Below are 22,574 nucleotides of genomic sequence, written 5' to 3' on the forward strand. Positions count from 1 at the left end.
GCGGCTCACCCTCCTGCGAACGGCGGGAGCACCTCGACCGTGCCGCCCTCGGCGAGGACGACCGTGTCGTGGCCACGGGTGCCGACGGGGTCGCCGTCGACCAGGAAGGAACACCGCTGGAGCACCCGCACCAGCTCGCCGGGGTGCCGATCGCGGGCGGCGGCCAGCGCCTCGGCCAGGTTGTCCGCTGCGTACGGCTCCTCGGCGGTGCCGGCGGCGGCCTTGGCCGCGGCCCAGTAGCGGATGGTGCCCGCTGCCATAGCGACGCTCCTTTCGTCGGCATCCATGATGGGCCATGGCACCGACAACCCCGGCGCGCGCCTCCCGCCCCCTACTCCTCAGCCCCCGCCAGCCACTCCCCCACCCGGGCCAGCAGCGGCTCGTCGGCCGCGTCCTCGGCGTGGCCCATGCCGGGCTCCAGCCACAGCTCGGCGGGGCCGGCGGCGGCCAGCATCCGGGGATGGTCGAGCGGGAAGTACGGGTCCGCGGTGCCGTGCACCACCAGCAGCGGGACCGGAGCGATCAGCGGCACCGCCTCGACCGGGGAGAGCGGCACCGGGTCCCAGTCCCGGCCGTGGATGCGGGTGCGCAGCCCGTACCGCCCCACCAGCCGCCCGGCCGGCCGAGTGACCACCCAGTGCAGCCGGCGCATCGGCGCCGTGCCCCGGTAGTACCAGCGCGCCCGGCGCACTCACCGAGACCACCGCGTCGGTTCGCGCCCCCGGGTCCTCCCGGTAGAGCGCGGCGTGTCGCAGCACCACCGAGCCGCCCATCGAGAAGCCGACCGTGGCCACCCGCCGGTAGCCCAGCTGCCGGGCCCAGCCGACCGCGGCCGCCAGGTCGAGCACCTCCCGGTCGCCGACCGTCGAACGGCCACCCGAACGGCCGTGGCCGCGGAAGGAGAAGGTGACCACGGCCGCCCGGCGGCGGAGCACCGCGGCCGCCCGGAGCACCGCGGGCCGCTCCACCGAGCCGGTGAAGCCGTGCGCGAGGACGATGGCGGTGTCACCGTGGAGAGAAGCCCTGGTGGGAGGCGTGTGGACGGCCTCGATCGGCACGCCGTCGGATGTCCGCAGGGTTGCGCGGAGAAGACCGCCGGGCCGACCGCGGGTGACCGGCCGATCATCCACAGTGTGAAACGCCCTCTCCGGCTCGGAACTCATATGAGCTATTGTGCTGCGGAGAGGACTCGGGCGAAGCAGCCCCCGGGTCCTTTTGTGTTTTCCGACCGTTGTTACGGGCGGATGAACAAAAGCTCACGGGGCGGACTCTCAGGGCGCGAGGGTCCCGCACCACCGTACGAAGCAGTTCCGCGCAACTCCCCCGCGGGCGACAGGCCGCGGGAGGTGCCCCAGCAAGGGACCGAGGAGGAACCGACGTGATGGGCCGCCGAACCGTGCACGACGAACAGACGACCGCCCCGATGACGGGGGAGGCGCGATGAGTTCCCTGCTCCTGCTGACCAACGCCCTGCAGCCCTCCACCGAGGTGCTGCCCGCCCTCGGACTGCTGCTGCACAACGTACGGGTGGCGCCGGCCGAGGGACCGGCCCTGGTGGACACCCCCGGCGCCGATGTGATCCTCGTCGACGGGCGGCGCGACCTGCCGCAGGTACGTTCCCTCTGCCAGCTGCTGCGCTCCACCGGACCCGGCTGCCCGCTGATCCTGGTGGTCACCGAGGGCGGGCTGGCCGCCGTCACCGCCGACTGGGGCGTGGACGACGTACTGCTGGACACCGCGGGCCCGGCCGAGGTCGAGGCGCGGCTGCGGCTGGCCATGGGCCGCCAGCAGATCACCGCCGACGACTCCCCGATGGAGATCCGCAACGGCGACCTGTCGGTGGACGAGGCCACCTACAGCGCCAAGCTGAAGGGCCGGGTGCTGGACCTGACCTTCAAGGAGTTCGAGCTGCTCAAGTACCTGGCGCAGCACCCCGGCCGGGTCTTCACCCGCGCCCAGCTGCTCCAGGAGGTGTGGGGCTACGACTACTTCGGCGGTACGCGGACGGTGGACGTCCATGTCCGGCGGCTGCGCGCCAAGCTGGGCCCCGAGCACGAGTCGCTGATCGGCACCGTACGGAACGTGGGCTACCGGTTCGTCACCCCGGAGAAGGTGGAGCGGGCGGCCGAGGAGGCCCGCGCCAAGGAGGCCGAGAAGTCCCGCGGCCGGGACCCCCGGGGCGCCGAGGACCGCGGGCCGCGGGAATCCGACGACCGGGCGTCGACGTCGGCCGAGCCGATCCACTCGGCGGCCGGACGGCCTGCGAAGACCTAGTTCCCCCCGCGTTCTCTCCGCGTAGACTGCCGCGCGTGGCCAAGGTGACGCGGGACGATGTGGCGCGACTGGCGGGTACTTCCACCGCGGTCGTCAGCTATGTCATCAACAATGGACCCCGGCCGGTCGCCCCGGCCACGCGCGAGCGCGTACTCGCCGCGATCAAGCAGCTGGGCTACCGGCCCGACCGGGTGGCGCAGGCCATGGCCTCGCGGCGGACCGACCTCATAGGCATGATCGTGCCCGACGCGCGGCAGCCGTTCTTCGCGGAGATGGCGCACGCGGTCGAACGGGCCGCCGCCGACCGCGGCAAGATGGTGCTGGTCGGCAACTCCGACTACCGCGACGAGCGCGAGGTCCACTATCTGCGGGCCTTCCTCGGCATGCGGGTGGCCGGGCTGATCCTGGTCAGCCAGGGTCCCAGCCAGCGCGCCGCGCAGGAGATCGAGGCCTGGGACGCCCGGGTGGTGCTGCTCCACGAGCGCCCCGAGGCGATCGACGACGTGGCCGTGGTCACCGACGACATCGGCGGCGCCCAGCTCGCCGTACGCCATCTGCTGGAGCACGGCTACCCGTACGTCGCCTGCCTCGGCGGCGTGGAGGAGACGCCCAAGATCGGCGACCCGGTGACCGACCACGCCGAGGGCTGGCGCCGGGCCATGACCGAGGCGGGCCACTCGGTGGAGGGACGGTTCTTCCGGGCCCCGTTCAACCGCTATGACGCCTACCAGGCCGCGCTGAAGATCCTGGCCGGCCCCGACCGGCCGCCGGCCATCTTCTGCTCCACCGACGACCAGGCCATCGGTGTGCTGCGGGCCGCCCGCGAGCTGCGGCTCGACGTACCCGGGGACCTGGCGGTGGCCGGGTTCGACGACGTCAAGGAGGCCGGGCTCACCGACCCGCCGCTCACCACCGTCTCCTCCGACCGCCCGGCGATGGCCCGGGCCGCGGTGGACCTGGTGCTGGACGACGGCCTGCGGGTGGCCGGCTCCCAGCGCGAGCGGGTACGGCAGTTCCCGTCCGCCCTGGTGGTCCGCAGATCCTGCGGCTGCACCGGCGACTGACGACGACCGCCTCACCCGTGCTGTCCTTATATCGGGCATACAGCACTCTGCCGGGACTTTCAGGGTGGTCTCAGACGGCTCTCATCCACCGGGCCGACAGTCGTGGTCATGACGGACCACTACCGCAGCAGCGGCGACGAAGGCGGCACCACCCCGTACCCGTACCACCCGCCCCGCCCGGAGTACGCCCCGGCGTTCGGTACCCCGGCTCCGGCGTCGGCTCCTGGGGAGCACCGGCGGGCCAAGCGCCCCGTGGCGCTGCTCGCCGCCGTGGCCATCGCCGCCGCCGCGATCGGCGGGGGCGCGGCGACCCTGGTGCAGCAGCTGAACCCGGCGGACCAGGCCGCAGGCAGCAGCTCCGCGGCGACCGGCAGCAATGTCTCCCAGTCCAGCAAGGGCACCGTCGCCGGGGTGGCCCAGGCGGTCTCGCCGAGCACCGTGGAGATCAGCGCGGCCTCCGGCTCCGGGCAGTCCACCGGCTCCGGTGTGATCATCACCTCGGACGGTGAGATCGTCACCAACAACCACGTCATCTCCGGCGCCTCCGAGATCAAGGTCCGGCTGAACGACGGCAAGACGTACACCGCCGAGGTGGTGGGCACCGACGCCGACAAGGACCTGGCGCTGATCAAGCTCCGCGGCGCCTCCGGGCTGAAGGCGGCCGCCCTCGGCGACTCCGACCAGGTCAAGGTGGGCGACCAGGTGGTGGCCATCGGCTCGCCCGAGGGGCTGACCGGCACGGTGACCAGCGGCATCGTCTCGGCGCTCGACCGGGATGTGACCGTCGCCAAGGACGAGGACACGGCCGGTCAAGGTGGCGGTGAGGGTGAGCAGGGCTGGCCGTTCGAGTTCGGCGGCCAGCGGTTCAACGGGGACACCGGCTCGTCGAAGACCACCTACCAGGCCATCCAGACCGACGCCCCGATCAACCCGGGCAACTCCGGCGGTGCGCTGATCGACATGGAGGGCCGGATCATCGGCATCAACTCCGCCATGTACGCGCCGAGCGGCGGTTCCGGTGCGGGCGGAAGCTCCGGCAGCGTGGGCCTCGGCTTCGCCATCCCGGTCAACACCCTCAAGGCCACCCTGGACCAGCTCCGCGACGGCGGTGGCGCATAACCGGCGGGCGCGTGACCGGCGCCGTCGCACGGCCGTCGTCCACAGGCGGACGTCCGGTCGGAGCACGGCCGCTGTCCACAGGCGGACGTCCGCTGCCGGACCGGCGTGCAAGGCTGATTCCATGAACACCACCGGGGAGCGCATCCTGATCGTCGACGACGAGCCCGCCGTCCGCGAAGCCCTCCAGCGCAGCCTGGCCTTCGAGGGGTACGGGACCGAGGTCGCCGTCGACGGTGCCGACGCGCTGGCCAAGATCGCCGCGTACGGGCCCGACCTCGTCGTCCTGGACATCCAGATGCCCGGCGTGGACGGGCTGACCGCGGCCCGCCGGGTGCGCGCCGCCGGATCGACGGTGCCGATCCTGATGCTGACCGCCCGGGACACCGTCGGCGACCGGGTCACCGGGCTGGACGCGGGCGCCGACGACTACCTGGTCAAGCCGTTCGAGCTGGACGAGTTGTTCGCCCGCATCCGGGCCCTGCTGCGGCGCAGCTCCTACGCGGTGGGCGCCGGGGCCCCCGAGGAGGACGGCGGGGTGCTGGCCTTCGCCGACCTGCGGATGGACCCGGCCACCCGCGAGGTGACCCGCGGCGGGCGGCCCGTGGAGCTGACCCGTACCGAGTTCACCCTGCTGGAGATGTTCCTCGCCCACCCCCGCCAGGTCCTCACCCGGGAGCAGATCCTCAAGGCCGTGTGGGGCTTCGACTTCGAGCCGAGCTCCAACTCCCTCGATGTGTACGTGATGTATCTGCGCCGCAAGACCGAGGCGGGCGGCGAACCCCGGCTCGTGCACACCGTGCGCGGCGTCGGCTACGTCCTGCGCGGGGGCCCGGAGTGAGGGCCGCTTGTCTCGCCGGGAGCACCGAGGAGGGGCGCAGGTGAGACGACCCCTGGCGCGGTTCCGCTCCCTCCCCCTCCGCTCCCGGCTGGCGCTGCTCACCGCCGTCGCGGTGGCCGTGGCGGTGGCGGCCGTCTCGGTGGCCTGCTGGCTGCTGACCCGGGCGCAGTTGCGGGACGAGATGGACAGCGCCCTGGAGAACCTGTCCGTACCCCTGGGCGGGCAGCGGGAGGCGGCGCTGAACTGCCGGCGCACCGCCCAGCCCGCGCCGGCGGACGCCGGTCCGTCCTACGTCAACTGGCAGCTGGTCGTGCCGGACGGCGGCCGCTGTGTGGGCGCCGGCTCGGCCGCGGTCGCCGTCCAGCGGGCCGATGTGGAGGTGGCCCAGGGCGGTGCGGCCAGCGCCCTGCACGACGGGCGGACCGACTCGGGGCAGACGGTACGGATCTTCACCGAGCGCGACGCGAACACCGGCTACACGGTGTCCATGTCCCGCCCGCTCGGCGAGATCGACGGCGCCCTGAACCGGCTCGCCCTGGTGCTGACCGCGCTCGCCGGGCTCGGGGTGCTCGGCGCGGGCGCGGCCGGGCTGTGGGTGGCGCGCACCGGCCTCAAGCCGGTGGACCGGCTGACCGGAGCCGTCGAGCATGTGGCGCGCACCGAGGACCTCACCGTCCGTATCCCGGTCGAGGGCGAGGACGAGATCGCCCGGCTGTCCCGCTCCTTCAACGCGATGACCACCGCGCTGGCCTCCTCCCGGGACCGGCAGTCGCAGCTGATCGCCGACGCCGGGCACGAGCTGCGCACTCCCCTCACCTCCCTGCGCACCAATATCGAGCTGCTGGCCCGCAGCGAGGACACCGGCCGCCCGCTGCCCCCCGCCGACCGCCGCGACCTCCTGACCTCCGTCAAGGCCCAGATGACCGAGCTGGCCTCCCTCATCGGCGACCTCCAGGAGCTGTCCCGCCCCGACGCGGTCGGCCAGGGGCCCCTGGAGGTGGTCCCGCTGCACGAGATCCTCGCCACCGCCCTGGACCGCGTCCGCCTCCGCGCCGGCCCCGACCTCACCCTCACCGCAACCGACCCCGAGCCCTGGTACGTACGGGCCGAGCCGGCCGCCCTGGAACGCGCCCTGGTGAACGTCCTGGACAACGCGGTGAAGTTCTCCCCGCCCCACGGCACCGTGGAGGTCGCCCTCACCCGCGGCGAGCTGACGGTACGGGACCACGGCCCGGGCATCCCGCCCGAGGAGCTGCCGCATGTCTTCGAACGGTTCTGGCGCTCCCCCTCCGCCCGCAGCCTCCCCGGCTCGGGCCTCGGCCTCTCCATCGTGGCCCGCACCGTCCAGCGTTCCGGCGGCACCGTCGAGTTGGCCCCCGCCGACGGCGGCGGCACCCGCGCCCTCATCCGCCTCCCCGGCGCCGCCACGCCCCCGCCCCGCCACCACCCGAGCCTCTGACCCCCTCCCCTCAGTTGTGCCGGATCAAGGACTCCACCAGCCCCACCCGGGTGTGGGGGAAGTCCATCGGCACGATGCCGAGGCCCCGGAGGTCCCGCCCCCCGGAGCCGTCGAGGAAGGAGTGGACCCGCGGGTTGAGCCGGTCGGCGTTCCAGCGCGGTGGGAGCAGGGCGGCGGTGGAGACGTAGTTGATGTACAGCCTGCCGGGCTGGGACGCCGCCTTGAGGAAGTGCGACTCGATCTTGGGGTACTTGGCGAACGGCTCCGCCATGTAGTCGTCCTGGATGTCGAACAGCGCTCCGTCGCCGTAGCGGACCCCCGGCAGGCCGCCGTTGTCGGCGAGCAGCACCACCCGCCCGCGTGCCTCCCCGAGCAGCGGCAGCCCGTCGCCGATGCGGAAGAGCGGCCGCCAGCCCTTGGCGTCGAGGTAGCGGTCGAAGACCTGGCGGAAGACCGCGTCGCTCTCCTCCGAGTACTCCTGCTTGACACGCATCAGCACGGTCTCGCCCGGATGGGCGCCGAGGAAGTCGCGGCAGGCGATCAGCACATCACCGAACATCTGGTTCTGGTAGTACGCCCCGTGATGGATGGCGAAGGAGTCGCCGGTGACCCGGCACCGGATGTCCAGGAACCGGATCCCGGCGGTCAGTTGCTGCCCGACGCCGGTGTTCTGGCAGGCCACCCAGAGCCCGCCGGCCGGGGCGGCGGAGTTATGGGTGCCGGGGATGGTGAGCCGGTGCAGCGGTGTGGCGTCGGGCAGGGCGCCCATCCAGTCGGCGGTGCCCGCCCTGGTTCGCGCCGCGGCCGGTGCGGTGCCGAGCAATGCGGCGGCGGAGAACGCGGCCGCCCCCGCCAGGAAGCCCCGCCGGCCCACCCCTCGCGACGAGGACGGGGCGGGGGCGAGCACGGGGGCGGGGGCGTCCAGCGCGGTCGTGTCCAGGCGTGGAGTCATGCGCGGAGTATGGCGTGAGCACGACAGGAACGACAGAGGGTCGGAACGGCAACGAGCAGGGCGGCTGAGCAATGCGCCGCCCGACCGGGACCGACCGGCGGCACCCCCTCTTCCGGCCTGGCACGGCCGGTCGGGCGGCGGGGGCTGCCGAGGCTGTCGGCCGGAGGGCCCACTCGCCGGGAGCACCATGTCTCGCCGGGCGGCATGGCGCCATCCCGTCCGGGACGGCCCCTTCGCCGTCTCGGGGCCCCGCCTCTCCGAGATGTTCCGGCGCAGTTCCTCCAGGATGCCGTCGGACCAGAGCGGCTCGTAGGCGTCGGCCTCGGCCAGCGACAGAAGGGTGTCTCGAAGGTAGTTGGGGAAGAGGACACAAGTGTCCAGAATGACGCGCTGCACGATGCTCCTGGAGGGTCAGTCGTCGTACAGCCCGGACTCCTCGGTGAGGCGCACCAGTTCGTCCAGACCCTGTCGACTTCTGCCGCGCCGTCGCTCCCGGTAGGCGAGCACGTCGGACAGCAGCACCCGGCGGTGGCGGCCGGGACGCGAGTACGGGATCTCCCCCCTGTCGAGGATCTTGACGAAGGTGGGCCGGCTGACACCGAGCATGTCGGCCGCCTCCTGCGTGGTCAGTGTCGTGTGCGTGGGTGCGACGGTGACCGCCTTGCCCTCGGACAGGGCCCGCACCACCACGGTCAGCGCCTCGTACACCTCGGCGGGCAGGGTGTGGACCGTGCCGCACGGGCCTCTCAGCAGGGCGGGCTCACTCGCGGCAGGGGTCTGGTCGAGAAAGGCGCGCAGCGCGGCGATCTCCGCACGGTGCTCGGGAAGCAGCGTGGTGTCCTCGGTGGTGCTGTACATGTACGCCTCCTCGTCCACTGACCCCAGGGTCGCATAATTCGAAAGAAACGCAACACCGATCCGGTACAAGCGAAGGGCGGCGCATCGGGGGATGCGCCGCCCTTCGCGGGGGTGAGGTCAAGCGGGCCGGGTTACTGGACGACCTTGATGCGGTCGGTGGCGGGGGGCGCGAGGGGGGTGGTGGCCGTGGAGTTGGCGGCCAGGTAGGCGTTGAAGACGTCCAGGTCGGAGGCGCCGACCAGCTTGTTCTTGCCCTGGGCGAGGGCGGGGAAGCCGTCGCCGCCGCCGGCCAGGAACTCGTTCATGGCGACGCGGTAGGTCTTGGCCGGGTCGATGGCCTGGCCGTTCAGCTTGACCGAGTCGGCCGCGATCCGGGCGGCGCCGGACTTGGTGGTGTCCAGGGTGTAGGTCAGGCCCTTGGAGACCTGGAGGATCTTCGGGGAGGCCTCGTTGGAGCCGCTGACCTGCTGCTGGAGCGCGGCGATCAGCTGGGCGCCGGTCAGGTCGACCACGTTCATCATGTTGGTGAACGGCTGCACGGTGAACGCCTCGCCGTAGGTGACGACGCCGTCGCCCTCACCCGCGGACGCCTTGAAGACGAGGTCGGAGCGGATGCCGCCCGGGTTCATCAGGGCGAGCTGGGCGCCGCCCTTGTCGGCCGGGGCGAGGCCCGCGAGCTGGGCGTCCGCGATCAGGTTGCCGAGCGGCTTCTCGTACGCGGTGGAGCCCCGCCCGTTGATGTCGGCGGAGATCCAGCCCTGCGGCTTGTTGGCGATCGGCGCGGCGAGCGCGTTCCACCGCTGGATGAGGGAGGTCATGTCGGGGGCCTTGGGCACGTCCCGGGTGACGATCCGGTTGGCCGACTTCACCGCGGTGCGGACGATGTCCTTGGTGCGGCGGTCGTAGGTCAGCGTGGTGTCGGTGTACAGCTTGCCGTACGACGACGCCGAGGTGACCATGCGCGGCTTGCCGGACGGGTCCGGGATGCTGCACACGTACGCCTGGTGGGTGTGGCCGGTGACCAGCGCGTCCACCTGCGGCGAGACCTTCTTGGCGATGTCGGTGATCGGGCCGGAGATGCCGTCGCCCGCGCCGGGGCTGTCGCAGTCGTAGTCCACCGACTGGGAGGCCGGGGCGCCGCCCTCGTGCACCAGGGCCACGATCGACTTGACGCCCTTGCGCTCCAGCACCTTGGCGTACTTGTTGATGGTCTCGACCTCGTCGCCGAACTTCAGGCCCTTGACGCCCTCGGCGGTGACGATGTTCGGGGTGCCCTCCAGGGTCACACCGATGAAGCCGATCTTGACGCCCTTGTGCTTCCAGACGAAGTACGGGTCCAGGAGGGGCTTGCCGGTCTTCTCGCTTGTCACGTTGGCGGCGAGGTAGGGGAAGTCGGCGCCCTTGAAGCGCTTGCCCTTCTCGTAGCACCCGCCGGTGGGGTGGCAGCCGCCGTTCTGGATGCGGGCCAGCTCCTTGGCGCCCTCGTCGAACTCGTGGTTGCCCACCGAGGTGACGTCCAGCTTCAGCTTGTTGAGCGCCTCGACGGTCGGCTCGTCGTGGAACAGCCCCGACATCAGCGGGGAGGCGCCGATGAGGTCGCCCGCGGCCGCGGTCACCGAGTACCGGTTGCCCTTGCGGGCGGTGCGGAGGTGGCTGGCGAGGTACTCGACGCCGCCCGCGTCCACCTTCTCGGTGGTGCCGTCCGGGCGGGTGCGGGTGACCTGGCCGGAGGAGCCGGCCGGCGCCTCCAGGTTGCCGTGCAGGTCGTTGAAGGAGAGCAGCTGGACGTCGACGGTGCGGCCGTGGCCGTGCCCCTTGCCGCCGCCGTGGCCGCTCTGCGCGCCGGCCGGCATGGCGGCGACCAGGGCGCCCACGGTGGCCAGGCCGGCGGCGCCGGCCAGCAGCCGCCGCGCCGCGCGGTTCTTCTTCGGTGTCGCTGACATCTGTCCCCTCGGTGGTTCAGCGGACGGCCCCCGCCCGGTGCGGCGGTCGGCCGCCAACAGGCGGTCCCCGCACGGCGGTCCGGCGCGCGGGGGCGTGGCGGAGGTGCGGTCCAGCGCGCAGCCTAGAGTCAACGCGCGTAGCGCAACAGGGGTACGCGGGTTACGAGCTGGTTGCCTTCCGGGGAGACGGAGCCTTCGGCCCTGCGTTGTGGTGCGCGCCGGTGATAGGGAGGACGGCCGCCGTAGGCTCGACATATGACGACTGACGCCTCCGCACCGGCTCTCGAACCCGGCCGCCGTATCGACACCCTGGACGCCCTGAGCGAGGAGCAGGCCGCCGGCGTCCTGGAACTGCTCACCGAGGCGGCCGCCTCGGACGGTATGCAGGCCGTCTCCGAGCAGGGGCGGCTCCAGTTGCGCGGCGGGCGCCGGGAGGGCGTCTCCCATCTGCTGCTCAGCGTGCGGGGCGAACTCGCGGGCTACGCGCAGCTGGAGGACACCGACCCGGTGGAGGCGCCGGCCGCCGAGCTGGTGGTGCACCCCCGCCACCGCGGCCGGGGCCATGGCCGGGCGCTCGGCGCGGCGCTGCTGGCCGCCTCGGGCAAGCGGCTGCGGGTGTGGGCGCACGGCGGCAAGCCGGCCGCCCGCCATCTGGCCCAGGTCCTCGGGCTGACCCTCTTCCGCGAACTGCGGCAGATGCGGCGGCCACTGGCCGGCGGTCCGGAGCTGCCCGAGCCGGTGCTGCCGCCGGGGACCGCCTTCCGCACCTTCGTCCCGGGCGAGGATGACGGGGCCTGGCTCGCCGTCAACGCGGCCGCCTTCGCCCACCACCCCGAGCAGGGCTCGCTGAGCCAGCGGGACCTGGACGACCGCAAGGCGGAGCCCTGGTTCGACCCGAAGGGCTTCTTCCTCGCCGTACGCGAGGCCGACGGCTCGATCGCCGGGTTCCACTGGACCAAGGTGCACGCCGAGGAGCAGCTGGGCGAGGTGTACGTGGTGGGGGTGGCGCCGGACGCCCAGGGCGGCGGCCTCGGCAAGGCGCTGACCTCGGTGGGGCTGCGGCATCTGGCGGCCGAGGGGCTGCCGACGGCGATGCTCTACGTGGACGCCGACAACACGGCGGCGGTGCGGGTGTACGAGGGGATGGGGTTCACCACGCACGAGGTGGACCTGATGTACCGGTCGGAGACCTGAGCCGTATCCGAAGAGAAGACACGGGCGGGGCGTCGAGCGATCTTGACGTCCCGCCCTCTCTTGCATCACCATTCCACTACTTGATTAGTGAAAGGCGGGTGCGGTCCACCATGGTCGAGTTCCGGATCGACCGGCGCAGCGGCGTCGCCACCTACCTCCAGATCGTCCAGCAGACCCAGCAGGCCCTCCGCCTGGGCCTGCTGGAGCCCGGCGACCGGCTGCCGACGGCCCGCGAGGTCGTCCAGGCCACCGCCATCAACCCGAACACCGTGCTCAAGGCCTACCGCGAACTGGAGCGGGAGGGGCTGGTGGAGGCCCGCCGGGGCCTGGGCACCTTCGTCCGCGCCACCCTCGGCGGCGCCGCCTCCGCCGCCGGGTCCCCGCTCCACGACGAACTGGCCGACTGGGCGCGGCGCGCCCGCGAGACGGGGCTGGAGCGCGAGGACATGGCGGCGCTCTTCACCTCCGTACTCGACGACACCTACCGGGCCCCGCGGGCCCGGCGGACTCAGCAGGGGGACGAGAACGCATGACCAGCGTCAGCGCACTGGAGGCCCATGGCCTCGCCAAGCGGTTCGGCAGACGGCGGCCACCCGCCCTGGACGACTGCTCCTTCCGCCTGCCGGCCGGCCGGATCTGCGCGGTCGTCGGCCCCAACGGGGCGGGCAAGAGCACCCTGCTCGCCCTCGCCGCCGGGCTGCTGCGGCCCAGCGGCGGAACGCTGCGGGTGCTGGGGGCCGAGCCCGCCGCCGTACGGGAGCGGATGGCGTACGTGGCCCAGGACAAGCCGCTCTACGGGCAGCTCACCGTCGCCCAGACGCTGGCGGCCGGCGCCGAGCTCAACCCGGGCCGCTGGGACGCCGGGGCGGCCGCCGCCGTGGTGGAGGCCGGCCCGCTCGACCCAAAGGCCCGGGTCCGTACCCTCTCCGGCGGCCAGCGCACCCGGCTGGCGCTCGCCCTGGCGCTCGGCAAGCGGCCCGAACTGCTGCTCCTTGACGAGCCGATGGCCGACCTAGACCCTCCCCCATCGCCTTAAGGGCGACGGGGGGACCCCCATGCCCGCCACCAGCTGATGGGCACCCTGATGGCCGACGCCGCCGAGCACGGCACCACCGTCGTGATGTCCTCGCACATCCTCACCGAGCTGGAGGGCGCCTGCGACTACCTGCTGCTGGTGGCCGGCGGCCGGGTCCGGCTCGGCGGCGGTATCGACGACCTGCTGGCCGCGCACCGGCTGCTCACCGGCCCGGTCGCCGACCTCGCCCCGCACACGGTGGTGGAGTCCCGTACCACCGGGCGCCAGCTCACCGCGCTGGTCCGCCAGGACGGCCCGGTCGACGCGGGGTCCTGGGGCACCGCCGAGCCGTCCCTGGAGGAGCTGCTCCTCGCCCACCTCCGCGCGCCCGGGGCCCCGCCGCTGCTCACCCCGAGCGCCACCCCGTCATCGCCGGAAGGAGTGGCCGCGTGAGCGCCGTCGGCCTCGACACCCGTATGTCCCGTCCGCTGCTGTCCGGTCTGCCCCGGCTGGTGCTGCGCCAGCACCGCTGGGCGCTGTGGACGCTGCTGGCCTTCACCGTGCTGGTCGCCGCCGCCCTGGTCACCACCCGGCTCTGGCGGGAGGGCGCCGCGGACGCGTTGAGCGCCGCCGGATGCACCGAAGCCGACACCCGGCCCCGGTGCTTCCAGCCGGGCTCCGACCTCTCGGAGGCCTCCTCCGCGGCCTACGCCGTCCTGGTGTACGCGTCGGTGGCGCTGGTCGCCCTGCCCGGCGTCGTCGCGGCCTTCGCGGCCGGGCCGCTGGTGGCCCGCGAGCTGGAGGCGGGCACCTACAAACTGGCGTGGAGCCAGTCCGTCACGCCGACCCGCTGGCTGGCGGCCAAGCTGGCCGTCCCGCTGGCGGCGTCGGCCACCGCGACCGCCGTGCTCCTGCCGTTCTTCGCCTGGGCCCGCCCCGCCCGGCAGACCGACTTCTCCTACTACACCCGGTGGTGGGACCCCGCCACCTACGCCACCAGCGGTCTGCTGCCCGTCGCCCTGACCGTGCTGGGTCTGGCGGTGGGCACGCTGGCCGGGCTGCTGGCCCGCCGTACCGTCCCGGCGATGGCGGTGGCCGCACTCGCGGTCGGCGCGGTGCTCATCGCCCTGTACCAGGCCCACCCCTGGCTGTGGCCCAGCCGGACGCTGACCGGCCGGGAGGCGCTCGGCCTCGGCTCCGGAGCGGCGTGGCCGGTGCGGGACGGCATGCTCACCGCCTCGGGCGAGCGGATCACCCGGGAGACTTGCTTCACCGCGCCGGAGAGCTACGTCGACTGCATGCGGGCCCGGGGCGGCGTCACGCCCTTCGTCGACTACCACCCGGAGAGCCACTACTGGCCCCTCCAGCTCGTCGAGTCCGGCATCCTGCTCGCCCTCGCCGCGCTCGCGGTCGCCGTCGCCTTCCGGGTGCTGCGCCGACTCCACGGCTGACGCCGTACGAACCGGGCCCCGGGTCCGTGACCGCCACGGGGGTGCGGCCACGGACCCGGGGCCCTTGCCACAAGAGGCCCGGCGGACACACCCCGCCGCACCCAGGCGTCATGTCGCCGTCACCGGACATTCAGACGACCATGCGAGCGTCGGCGAATGCGCACGCCCGCCGCACAGGAGCTTCCCCCCGGGAGGGAGCCATCGGACCCCCGGACCCCTCGGCCGCCCCGGACTCCCCGGACCTCCCGGAGCCGTCCGACGCGCTTGACCTGCCCCGGGCGCGGAAGAATGGTGCCATGAGCCAGCAGCCCGCCGATGTCCAGGTCCCGGCCCCGTCCGCCACCGCCCAGCCCTCCGTCGGCGCGCTCGCCGCGCACCGGCCGCACACCGTCGCCGCCGGTTCCGCACCGGGCCTCTCGCCCGACCTGGACGCCGACCTCGACGCGTACGAGGAGGACGGCGCCGAGCTGCCGCAGGGCCGCTTCCTGGACCGCGAGCGCAGCTGGCTGGCGTTCAACGAGCGGGTGCTGGAGCTGGCCGAGGACCCGGCGACCCCGCTCCTCGAACGGGCGAACTTCCTGGCGATCTTCGCCTCCAACCTGGACGAGTTCTTCATGGTCCGGGTCGCCGGGCTGAAGCGCCGGATCGCCACCGGGGTCGCCACCCGGTCCGCCTCCGGGCTCCAGCCGCGCGAGGTGCTGGACCTGATCTGGACCCGCTCGCGCGAGCTCATGGCCCGGCACGCCGCCTGCTTCCAGCAGGACGTGGCCCCGGCCCTGGCCGACGAGTCCATCCATCTGATCCGCTGGCCCGAGCTGACCGAGAAGGAGCAGGCCCGGCTCTTCACGCTGTTCCGCCAGCAGATCTTCCCGGTGCTCACCCCGCTCGCCGTGGACCCGGCGCACCCCTTCCCGTACATCTCCGGCCTCTCCCTCAACCTGGCCGTCGTCGTGCGCAACCCGGTCAGCGGCCACCGGCACTTCGCCCGGGTGAAGGTGCCGCCGCTGCTCACCCGCTTCCTGGAGGCCTCCCCGCAGCGGTACGTCCCGCTGGAGGACGTCATCGCCGCGCATCTGGAGGAGCTGTTCCCCGGCATGGAGGTGCTGGCGCACCACATGTTCCGGGTGACCAGGAACGAGGACCTGGAGGTCGAGGAAGACGACGCGGAGAACCTCCTCCAGGCCCTGGAGAAGGAGCTGATGCGGCGCCGCTTCGGGCCGCCGGTGCGGCTGGAGGTCGAGGAGTCCATCGACCCGTACGTGCTGGACCTGCTGGTCCGCGAGCTGAAGGTGTCCGACGCCGAGGTCTACCCGCTGCCCGGTCCGCTGGACCTGACCGGGCTGTTCGGCATCGCGTCGCTGGACCGCCCGGAGCTGAAGTACAAGAAGTTCGTGGCCGGGACCCACCGCGACCTCGCCGAGTTCGAGTCGGCCTCCGCGCCGGACATCTTCGGCGCGCTGCGCGAGCGGGACGTGCTGCTGCACCACCCGTACGACTCCTTCTCCACCTCCGTGCAGGCGTTCCTGGAGCAGGCCGCCGCCGACCCGGACGTGCTCGCCATCAAGCAGACGCTGTACCGCACCTCCGGCGACTCGCCGATAGTGGACGCCCTGATCGACGCCGCCGAGTCCGGCAAGCAGGTGCTGGTCCTGGTGGAGATCAAGGCCCGGTTCGACGAGCAGGCCAACATCAAGTGGGCGCGGAAGCTGGAGGAGGCCGGCTGCCATGTGGTCTACGGCCTGGTCGGCCTGAAGACGCACTGCAAGCTGTCCCTGGTGGTCCGCCAGGAGGGCGAGGTGCTGCGCCGCTACTCGCACGTCGGCACCGGCAACTACCACCCCAAGACCGCCCGGCTCTACGAGGACCTGGGGCTGCTCACCGCCGACCCGCAGGTCGGGGCGGACCTGTCCGACCTGTTCAACCGGCTCTCCGGCTACTCCCGCCGGGAGACCTACCGCCGGCTGCTGGTCGCCCCGAAGTCGCTGCGAGACGGGCTGGTCTCCCGGATCAACAAGGAGGTCGTCCACCACCGGGCCGGCCGCCCCGCCTACGTCCGGATCAAGGCCAACTCCATGGTGGACGAGGCCGTCATCGACGCCTGCTACCGCGCCTCGCAGGCCGGGGTGCCGGTGGACGTGTGGGTGCGCGGGATCTGCGCGGTACGGCCCGGGGTGGCGGGGCTGTCGGAGAACATCCGGGTGCGCTCGGTCCTCGGCCGCTTCCTGGAGCACTCCCGGATCTTCGCCTTCGGCAACGGCGGCGAGCCCGAGGTCTGGCTGGGCAGCGCCGACATGATGCACCGCAACCTGGACCGCCGGATCGAGGCGCTGGTACGGGTCTCCGACCCGGCGCACCGCGCCTCGCTCACCCGGCTGTTCGACGCCGGTATGGCCGACACCACCTCCTCCTGGCACCTCGGCCCGGACGGCGAGTGGACCCGGCATGCCACCGACGCCGACGGCGCACCGCTCAAGCACGTACAGGAGATGCTGATCGACGCGCGGAGGCGCCGACGTGCCACACCCTGACCACCGGCCCCCGGGTACGCCGACGGGTACGGACCCGGAACCCGAGGGCGGACCCGCCTCGCCCGTCGCCACCGCCTCGGACGCGCTGACCGGTTATCTGCACGCGCGCGCCGGGGACTTCCTGCGGGCCCTGCGCCGGCACCGCGAGCGCGGCGCGGACAGCGCGGGCACCGAGGAGGCCACCCTGGCTCTGGGCGCCGCCGCCCGCCGGATCGGCGGCACCCTGCACACCTTCCGGCCGCTGCTGGACCCGGCCTGGGCGGACCAGCTCCGCGCCGAGCTGGCCTGGTTCTCCGGGGTGGTGGGCCAGGAGCACGCCTGCACCGCCCAACTGGTACGGCTGGTGGACGCGTTGACCCGGCTCACCGGAGGGGCCGCCGGCGCCTCCGCCGCGCTGCCCGGACCGCGGACACCGGTGGCGGGCGGCCGGGAGGCCATGGGGGTCGGCGCCGCCCGGGCCGGCGCCCTGCTGGAGCGCCAGCTCACCCTGGCCCGGACCCGGGCCCACTCCGCCGCCCTGCAGACCTTCGGCTCCTCCCGCTTCCACGCGGTCGCCGACGCGGTGGCGCTGCTGGTCTCCGAGGTGCCGCTCACCCCGGCGGGCGGCAGGGCCCGCCCCGCCGAACGAGGCCTGGACGGGCCCGCGCGGGACGCCGAGCGGCGGCTGCTGGACGCGGTCGCCCGGCTGCCGATGGCCCCGGTGGTCGGCGGCGAGCAGCAGGACCTGCCCTGGCACCAGGTGCGGCGGCTGCTGCGGCTGCACCGGTACGCCCGGGAGCTGCGCGGCGAGGAGCCGGTGCGGTACGAGGCGGGGCGGGCGCTGGACCGGCACCGGGACGCCGCCGAGGCGGCCGCGGCGGCCGCCACCGCGGCCCGTACCCCCCGGATCGCCCCGGCCACCGCGTACGCGCTCGGGGTGCTCCACGCCGACCAGCGGCACGAGGTGGAGGCGGCCCGGCTGGCCTTCCGGCGGGCCTGGCAGCGCACGGCGGTGGCCACATGACCGCCCCGGATCCGCCCCGTACGGTGCTGGCCGCCGGCTGTGTGCTGTGGCGGCGGCGCGCCGGGCAGCTGGAGCTGTGCCTCGTACACCGGCCGAAGTACGGCGACTGGACCTTCCCCAAGGGCAAGGCCGAGGGCGACGAGGAGCCGCGGCGCACGGCGCTGCGCGAGGTGCTGGAGGAGACCGGCCACCACTGCCGCCCGGGGGCCAGGCTGCCCACGGTCCGGTACACCGCGAAGGGACACCCGAAGGAGGTGGCCTACTGGGAGGCGGAGGCGACCGGCGGGGCGTTCACCCCGAACCGGGAGGTGGACCGGGTGGTCTGGCTGCCGCCGGCCCAGGCCCGGGCGCGGCTGAGCTACCCGCACGACCTCCCGCTCGTCCCGGCCCTGCTCAGCGCCCTCGACCACGACTGACGGCGGCCGTGGGGGGCCGGCGGGGGTGCCCCGGTCCGGGCGGGCCCCACGTCCTCGTACACCCGCCCTCGTACACACATTCGCGCACCACGGATTCCGGCACGGTTCACTCGCCGTTCACTCTCCTCCGTCGGCGGCGTCACCTGATCTGCCTAATTTCGGCCGTACCGGAGGGACCGGCAGACGGCCGCTCCCACCCCACACCCGACGCACGCCGCCGTACCGACGAACCGACTCGGCGGCTTCTGGAAGGAACACCCGAAAGTGAAGCTTCAGCGCAAGAACGGGCTTCGCGCCGCCGCGCTCGGCGCCCTTGTGGTCTCCGGCGCCCTGGTCCTCACGGCGTGCGGTTCGGACGACAACACCGGCGGCGGCGACAGCGGCGGCACCAAGCCGACCGCGTCCTCCAACGTCGACTGCGGTGACGCCAAGGGCCAGCTGCGCGCCTCGGGCTCCAGTGCCCAGAAGAACGCCATGGACCTGTGGGTCAAGAACTACCTGGCCGCCTGCCCGCAGGTGCAGGTCAACTACAACTCCTCGTCCTCCGGTGAGGGCATCGTCGCCTTCAACCAGGGCACCGTGGGCTTCGCCGGCTCCGACTCGGCACTGAAGCCCGAGGAGGTCGCCGAGTCCAAGAAGGTCTGCAAGACGGGCCAGGGCATCAACCTGCCGATGGTGGGCGGCCCGATCGCGATCGGCTTCCACCTGGAGGGCGTCGACAAGCTCACCCTGGACGCGCCGACGCTGGCCAAGATCTTCGACTCGAAGATCAAGAAGTGGAACGACCCGGCGATCGCCAAGCTCAACGAGGGTGTGAAGCTGCCGGACACCGCGATCCAGGCCTTCCACCGCTCCGAGGACTCCGGCACCACGCAGAACCTCGGCAAGTACCTGGGCGCCGCCGCCCCCGACGCCTGGAAGTACGAGCCGGAGAAGGCCTGGCCGGCCCCCGGCGGCCAGGCGGCCTCCGGTTCCTCCGGTGTCGCCGCCCAGGTGAAGCAGGTCGACGGCGCGATCGGCTACTTCGAGCTCTCCTACGCCAAGTCCCAGGGGATCACCACGGTGGACATCGACACCGGCGGCTCCGCCCCGGTGCAGGCCACCTCGGAGAACGCCTCCAAGGCCATCGCCGCCGCCCAGATCAAGGGCACCGGCAAGGACCTGGCGCTCGGCCTGGACTACACCACCAAGGCGGACGGCGCCTACCCGATCGTCCTGGTCACCTACGAGGTGGTCTGCGACAAGGGCAACAAGCCGGAGACCCTCTCCGCGGTCAAGTCCTTCCTGGGCTACGCCGCCTCCGAGGACGGCCAGAAGATCCTGACCGAGGCGGGCTACGCGCCCATCCCGGCCGAGATCAACGCCAAGGTCCGCGAGACGGTCAAGGGCCTCTTGTAACCCCGCCGGCGGGCCGGCCCGGAGGCTCCCCCGGGCCGGCCCGCCACCGGCCGTACCCCGCTCCACCCGCAGTACCCCGTCCCACCCGCCCATCCGGTGCACCGCCGCCAGGGGAGCCCCGCGCTCCTCCCCACAGACCGGAAAGACCATGGCTTCCACCACACCCACAGACACCCCACCGGCGCCGCCGGTCCCGGGGCCCGGCTCCCGGTCCACCGGGCGCCTGGGCGACAAGGTCTTCCTGGGCCTCTCCAAGGGCTCGGGCATCCTGCTGCTGGTGATCATGGCGTCCATCGCCGTGTTCCTCAGCTACCGCTCCGTCATCGCGCTCTCCGACAACGAGGGCGACTTCCTCACCACCTTCGAGTGGAACACCGCCGGCGACCCGCCGGTCTTCGGCATCGCGGTGCTCCTCTTCGGCACGATCGTCAGCTCGATCGTCGCCATGGTGATCGCGGTCCCGATCGCCGTCGGCATCGCCCTGTTCATCTCGCACTACGCCCCGCGCAAGGTGGCCGCGCCGCTCGCGTACGTGGTGGACCTGCTGGCCGCCGTGCCGTCGATCATCTACGGCATCTGGGGCGCCCTGGTCCTCGTCCCGTACCTCGAAGGCCTCAACTCCTGGCTGGACGAGTTCTTCGGCTGGACCTACGTCTTCGAGAAGACCGAGGTCGGCATCCCCCGCTCGCTGTTCACCGTGGGCATCCTGCTGGCGATCATGATCCTGCCGATCGTGACCAGCGTCAGCCGCGAGGTCTTCCTCCAGGTCCCCAAGATGAACGAGGAGGCCGCCCTCGCCCTGGGCGCCACCCGCTGGGAGGTCATCCGGCTGTCCGTGCTGCCCTTCGGCCGCTCCGGCATCATCTCGGCCTCGATGCTGGGCCTGGGCCGGGCGCTCGGCGAGACGATGGCCGTCGCCACGGTCCTGTCGCCGAACTTCCTCATCTCGCTGCACCTGCTCAACCCGGGCGGCGGCACCTTCGCCCAGAACATCGCCGCCAAGTTCGGCGAGGCCAACGAGTTCGGGCGGGACGCCCTGATCGCCTCCGGCCTCGTCCTGTTCATCCTGACCCTGCTGGTCAACGGCGCGGCCCGGCTGATCATCGCCCGCCGCAAGGAGTACTCGGGGGCCAACGCATGAGCCACGCCACCACCGGTCTGAAGGACCGCCGCCCCGCTCCCGCGCCTCCCGCGCGCTCCAGCCTCAGCAGCCGCTCGCTGCCCCGCCTCGCGCCCCTCGGCTTCGCCGCGGTGTCGATCGCCCTCGGCGTCGGCGTCTCGCTGGCCGCCGGCTGGCACAGCCGCACCCAGTGGGGGCTGCTCTCCGCGCTGATCTTCCTGGCCCTGTCGTACGCGGTGACCACGGCCGTGGAGAACCAGCGCCAGGCCAAGGACCGGCTCGCCACCAGCGTGGTGTGGGTCTGCTTCCTGGTCGCCGTCGTCCCGCTGGTCTCGCTGCTGTGGACCACGGTCAGCCGCGGCGTCGAGCGCCTGGACGGCTACTTCCTCTCCCACTCCATGGCCGGTGTGCTCGGCTCGGAGGCCACCGGCGGCGTCTACCACGCGCTGATCGGCACCCTGGAGCAGGTCGGCATCGCCACCGTGCTCTCCGCCCCGATCGGCCTGCTGACCGCCGTCTACCTGGTCGAGTACGGCCGGGGCGCGCTGGCCCGGGCGGTCACCTTCTTCGTGGACGTGATGACCGGTATCCCGTCGATCGTGGCCGGTCTGTTCATCCTCTCCATCATGCTGATCGCCGGCATCGAGCCGTCCGGCCTGATGGGCGCCCTGGCCCTGTCGATCCTGATGATCCCGGTCGTGGTGCGCTCCACCGAGGAGATGCTCAAGCTCGTCCCCAACGAGCTCCGCGAGGCGGCCCTCGCCCTGGGCGTGCCCAAGTGGCGGGTGATCCTCAAGGTGGTGCTGCCCACCGCGATCGGCGGCATCACCACCGGTGTGATGCTCGCGATCGCCCGTATCGCGGGTGAGACGGCCCCGATCATCTTGGTCGTCTTCGGCAACCAGCTGATCAACACCAACCCGTTCGCCGGCGAGCAGTCCTCCCTGCCGTTCTACATCTACGAGCAGTACAAGATCGGTGAGGTGGCCGCCTACGACCGGGCCTGGGCCGCCGCCCTGGTGCTGATCGCCTTCGTCATGATCCTCAACCTGGTGGCCCGCGGCATCGCCCGCTGGAAGGCCCCGAAGACAAGCCGCTGACCCGGCACCGGAAGTAGTGATTGAAATGGCCAAGCGCATCGACGTCAGCGGACTGTCCGCGTACTACGGCTCCCACAAGGCGATCGACGACATCTCGATGACCGTCGAGCCCCGCTCCGTGACCGCCTTCATCGGCCCCTCCGGCTGCGGCAAGTCCACCTTCCTGCGCACCCTGAACCGGATGCACGAGGTGACCCCGGGCGGGCGCGTCGAGGGCAAGGTGATGCTGGACGACGAGAACCTCTACGGCTCCTCCGTGGACCCGGTCACCGTGCGCCGCACGGTCGGCATGGTCTTCCAGCGCCCCAACCCGTTCCCCACCATGTCGATCTTCGACAACGTGGCGGCCGGCCTCCGGCTGAACGGCTCCTACAAGAAGAACGAGCTGGCCGGGGTGGTGGAGCGCTCGCTGCGGGGCGCCAACCTCTGGGACGAGGTGAAGGACCGCCTCAACAAGCCGGGCTCCGGCCTCTCCGGCGGCCAGCAGCAGCGGCTGTGCATCGCCCGCGCCATCGCGGTCGAGCCGGACGTGCTGCTGATGGACGAGCCCTGCTCGGCGCTCGACCCGATCTCCACCCTCGCCATCGAGGACCTGATCAGCGAGCTGAAGGAGCGGTTCACGATCGTCATCGTGACCCACAACATGCAGCAGGCGGCCCGGGTCTCGGACCGTACCGCCTTCTTCAACCTGGCGGCCGTGGGGCAGCCGGGCAAGCTGATCGAGATCGACGAGACCGACCGGATCTTCTCCAACCCGTCGGTCCAGGCGACCGAGGACTACATCTCCGGCCGCTTCGGCTGATCCCCGCACTCCTCACCAGGTACGCCGCGCACTCGGCGTG

The 22,574-nt window shown here is 72.7% G+C and carries 19 protein-coding genes and 2 pseudogenes; 16 read left to right on the forward strand and 5 right to left on the reverse strand.

Translation table 11 applies throughout. The annotated features are described in order from the left end of the window. Window positions 1-5: 5 nt before the first annotated feature. Window positions 6-260, reverse strand: coding sequence for a MoaD/ThiS family protein (locus tag ABZ945_RS26800; RefSeq protein ID WP_361274415.1), 255 nt, complete (start codon window positions 258-260; stop codon window positions 6-8). A gap of 71 nt (window positions 261-331) precedes the next feature. Further along, window positions 332-1,163: pseudogene (locus tag ABZ945_RS26805) on the reverse strand (alpha/beta fold hydrolase). 277 nt (window positions 1,164-1,440) lie between these two features. On the opposite strand from ABZ945_RS26805, the gene ABZ945_RS26810 reads away from it, so the two are divergent. From ABZ945_RS26810 to ABZ945_RS26830, 5 genes are all read left to right on the forward strand, one after another. Further along, window positions 1,441-2,274, forward strand: a complete 834-nt coding sequence (locus tag ABZ945_RS26810) for a response regulator transcription factor (RefSeq protein ID WP_361274417.1) — start codon at window positions 1,441-1,443, stop codon at window positions 2,272-2,274. Between the two features lie 35 nt (window positions 2,275-2,309). Further along, the gene (locus ABZ945_RS26815) at window positions 2,310-3,338 is read left to right on the forward strand and encodes a LacI family DNA-binding transcriptional regulator (RefSeq protein ID WP_361274420.1); all 1,029 of its coding nucleotides are present in this window, start codon (window positions 2,310-2,312) and stop codon (window positions 3,336-3,338) included. Window positions 3,339-3,446: 108 nt separating this feature from the next. Beyond that, complete coding sequence (locus ABZ945_RS26820) at window positions 3,447-4,457, forward strand: trypsin-like peptidase domain-containing protein (RefSeq protein WP_361274423.1); 1,011 nt, start codon at window positions 3,447-3,449, stop codon at window positions 4,455-4,457. 121 nt (window positions 4,458-4,578) lie between these two features. Beyond that, window positions 4,579-5,295 (forward strand): response regulator transcription factor, encoded by a 717-nt coding sequence (locus ABZ945_RS26825; RefSeq protein WP_361274427.1) that lies wholly within the window; start codon window positions 4,579-4,581, stop codon window positions 5,293-5,295. A gap of 40 nt (window positions 5,296-5,335) precedes the next feature. Further along, on the forward strand, window positions 5,336-6,754 hold the full coding sequence (locus ABZ945_RS26830; protein ID WP_361274429.1) for a HAMP domain-containing sensor histidine kinase: 1,419 nt from the start codon (window positions 5,336-5,338) through the stop codon (window positions 6,752-6,754). A gap of 10 nt (window positions 6,755-6,764) precedes the next feature. On the opposite strand, the gene ABZ945_RS26835 is transcribed toward ABZ945_RS26830, so the two are convergent. The 3 genes from ABZ945_RS26835 to ABZ945_RS26845 all read right to left on the reverse strand — a co-directional run bounded on the left by ABZ945_RS26835 (window position 6,765) and on the right by ABZ945_RS26845 (window position 10,507). Beyond that, the gene (locus tag ABZ945_RS26835) at window positions 6,765-7,706 is read right to left on the reverse strand and encodes a phosphatidylinositol-specific phospholipase C (protein ID WP_361274432.1); all 942 of its coding nucleotides are present in this window, start codon (window positions 7,704-7,706) and stop codon (window positions 6,765-6,767) included. Window positions 7,707-8,117: 411 nt separating this feature from the next. After that, window positions 8,118-8,564, reverse strand: coding sequence for a helix-turn-helix domain-containing protein (locus ABZ945_RS26840; protein ID WP_361274434.1), 447 nt, complete (start codon window positions 8,562-8,564; stop codon window positions 8,118-8,120). A 131-nt stretch (window positions 8,565-8,695) separates the two neighbouring features. Further along, window positions 8,696-10,507: a bifunctional metallophosphatase/5'-nucleotidase gene (locus ABZ945_RS26845; protein ID WP_361274437.1), complete on the reverse strand. Its 1,812-nt coding sequence runs from the start codon at window positions 10,505-10,507 to the stop codon at window positions 8,696-8,698. Between the two features lie 255 nt (window positions 10,508-10,762). On the opposite strand from ABZ945_RS26845, the gene mshD reads away from it, so the two are divergent. From mshD to pstB, 11 genes and pseudogenes are all read left to right on the forward strand, one after another. Further along, window positions 10,763-11,701 (forward strand): mycothiol synthase, encoded by a 939-nt coding sequence (mshD, locus tag ABZ945_RS26850; RefSeq protein ID WP_361274440.1) that lies wholly within the window; start codon window positions 10,763-10,765, stop codon window positions 11,699-11,701. A 110-nt stretch (window positions 11,702-11,811) separates the two neighbouring features. Beyond that, window positions 11,812-12,234, forward strand: a complete 423-nt coding sequence (locus ABZ945_RS26855; RefSeq protein ID WP_361274490.1) for a GntR family transcriptional regulator — start codon at window positions 11,812-11,814, stop codon at window positions 12,232-12,234. Then, a pseudogene (locus ABZ945_RS26860) lies at window positions 12,231-13,169 on the forward strand (ABC transporter ATP-binding protein). The gene ABZ945_RS26855 and the pseudogene ABZ945_RS26860 overlap by 4 nt, the downstream one beginning before the upstream one ends. Continuing rightward, window positions 13,166-14,167: an ABC transporter permease gene (locus tag ABZ945_RS26865; protein ID WP_361274442.1), complete on the forward strand. Its 1,002-nt coding sequence runs from the start codon at window positions 13,166-13,168 to the stop codon at window positions 14,165-14,167. The pseudogene ABZ945_RS26860 and the gene ABZ945_RS26865 overlap by 4 nt, the downstream one beginning before the upstream one ends. Before the next feature lie 296 nt (window positions 14,168-14,463). Further along, on the forward strand, window positions 14,464-16,695 hold the full coding sequence (locus ABZ945_RS26870; RefSeq protein ID WP_361274444.1) for an RNA degradosome polyphosphate kinase: 2,232 nt from the start codon (window positions 14,464-14,466) through the stop codon (window positions 16,693-16,695). A gap of 85 nt (window positions 16,696-16,780) precedes the next feature. Then, window positions 16,781-17,698, forward strand: a complete 918-nt coding sequence (locus tag ABZ945_RS26875) for a CHAD domain-containing protein (RefSeq protein ID WP_361274492.1) — start codon at window positions 16,781-16,783, stop codon at window positions 17,696-17,698. Beyond that, complete coding sequence (locus ABZ945_RS26880; RefSeq protein WP_361274447.1) at window positions 17,695-18,114, forward strand: NUDIX hydrolase; 420 nt, start codon at window positions 17,695-17,697, stop codon at window positions 18,112-18,114. Before ABZ945_RS26875 ends, ABZ945_RS26880 begins: the two co-directional genes overlap by 4 nt. 264 nt (window positions 18,115-18,378) lie before the next feature. Beyond that, on the forward strand, window positions 18,379-19,512 hold the full coding sequence (gene pstS, locus ABZ945_RS26885; RefSeq protein ID WP_361274449.1) for a phosphate ABC transporter substrate-binding protein PstS: 1,134 nt from the start codon (window positions 18,379-18,381) through the stop codon (window positions 19,510-19,512). Between the two features lie 148 nt (window positions 19,513-19,660). Further along, window positions 19,661-20,653, forward strand: coding sequence for a phosphate ABC transporter permease subunit PstC (pstC, locus tag ABZ945_RS26890; protein WP_361274452.1), 993 nt, complete (start codon window positions 19,661-19,663; stop codon window positions 20,651-20,653). Continuing rightward, the gene (gene pstA, locus ABZ945_RS26895) at window positions 20,650-21,732 is read left to right on the forward strand and encodes a phosphate ABC transporter permease PstA (RefSeq protein WP_361274455.1); all 1,083 of its coding nucleotides are present in this window, start codon (window positions 20,650-20,652) and stop codon (window positions 21,730-21,732) included. The genes pstC and pstA overlap by 4 nt, the downstream gene beginning before the upstream one ends. Before the next feature lie 25 nt (window positions 21,733-21,757). Next, the gene (pstB, locus tag ABZ945_RS26900; RefSeq protein WP_248637393.1) at window positions 21,758-22,534 is read left to right on the forward strand and encodes a phosphate ABC transporter ATP-binding protein PstB; all 777 of its coding nucleotides are present in this window, start codon (window positions 21,758-21,760) and stop codon (window positions 22,532-22,534) included. The last annotated feature ends 40 nt before the right edge of the window (window positions 22,535-22,574 follow it).

It is taken from the genome of Streptomyces sp. NPDC046887, from assembly GCF_040644755.1.
Lineage (GTDB): Bacteria > Actinomycetota > Actinomycetes > Streptomycetales > Streptomycetaceae > Streptomyces > Streptomyces lichenis.

Excerpts from the sequence above, each read along its gene's own strand:
- ABZ945_RS26800 (WP_361274415.1), bottom strand. The coding sequence starts at position 260 with ATGGCAGCGGGCACCATCCGCTACTGGGCCGCGGCCAAGGCCGCCGCC.
- ABZ945_RS26810 (WP_361274417.1), top strand. The coding sequence starts at position 1,441 with ATGAGTTCCCTGCTCCTGCTGACCAACGCCCTGCAGCCCTCCACCGAG.
- ABZ945_RS26820 (WP_361274423.1), top strand. The coding sequence starts at position 3,447 with ATGACGGACCACTACCGCAGCAGCGGCGACGAAGGCGGCACCACCCCG.
- ABZ945_RS26825 (WP_361274427.1), top strand. The coding sequence starts at position 4,579 with ATGAACACCACCGGGGAGCGCATCCTGATCGTCGACGACGAGCCCGCC.
- ABZ945_RS26835 (WP_361274432.1), bottom strand. The coding sequence starts at position 7,706 with ATGACTCCACGCCTGGACACGACCGCGCTGGACGCCCCCGCCCCCGTG.
- ABZ945_RS26840 (WP_361274434.1), bottom strand. The coding sequence starts at position 8,564 with ATGTACAGCACCACCGAGGACACCACGCTGCTTCCCGAGCACCGTGCG.
- ABZ945_RS26845 (WP_361274437.1), bottom strand. The coding sequence starts at position 10,507 with ATGTCAGCGACACCGAAGAAGAACCGCGCGGCGCGGCGGCTGCTGGCC.
- mshD (WP_361274440.1), top strand. The coding sequence starts at position 10,763 with ATGACGACTGACGCCTCCGCACCGGCTCTCGAACCCGGCCGCCGTATC.
- ABZ945_RS26855 (WP_361274490.1), top strand. The coding sequence starts at position 11,812 with ATGGTCGAGTTCCGGATCGACCGGCGCAGCGGCGTCGCCACCTACCTC.
- ABZ945_RS26870 (WP_361274444.1), top strand. The coding sequence starts at position 14,464 with ATGAGCCAGCAGCCCGCCGATGTCCAGGTCCCGGCCCCGTCCGCCACC.
- ABZ945_RS26880 (WP_361274447.1), top strand. The coding sequence starts at position 17,695 with ATGACCGCCCCGGATCCGCCCCGTACGGTGCTGGCCGCCGGCTGTGTG.
- pstC (WP_361274452.1), top strand. The coding sequence starts at position 19,661 with ATGGCTTCCACCACACCCACAGACACCCCACCGGCGCCGCCGGTCCCG.
- pstA (WP_361274455.1), top strand. The coding sequence starts at position 20,650 with ATGAGCCACGCCACCACCGGTCTGAAGGACCGCCGCCCCGCTCCCGCG.
- pstB (WP_248637393.1), top strand. The coding sequence starts at position 21,758 with ATGGCCAAGCGCATCGACGTCAGCGGACTGTCCGCGTACTACGGCTCC.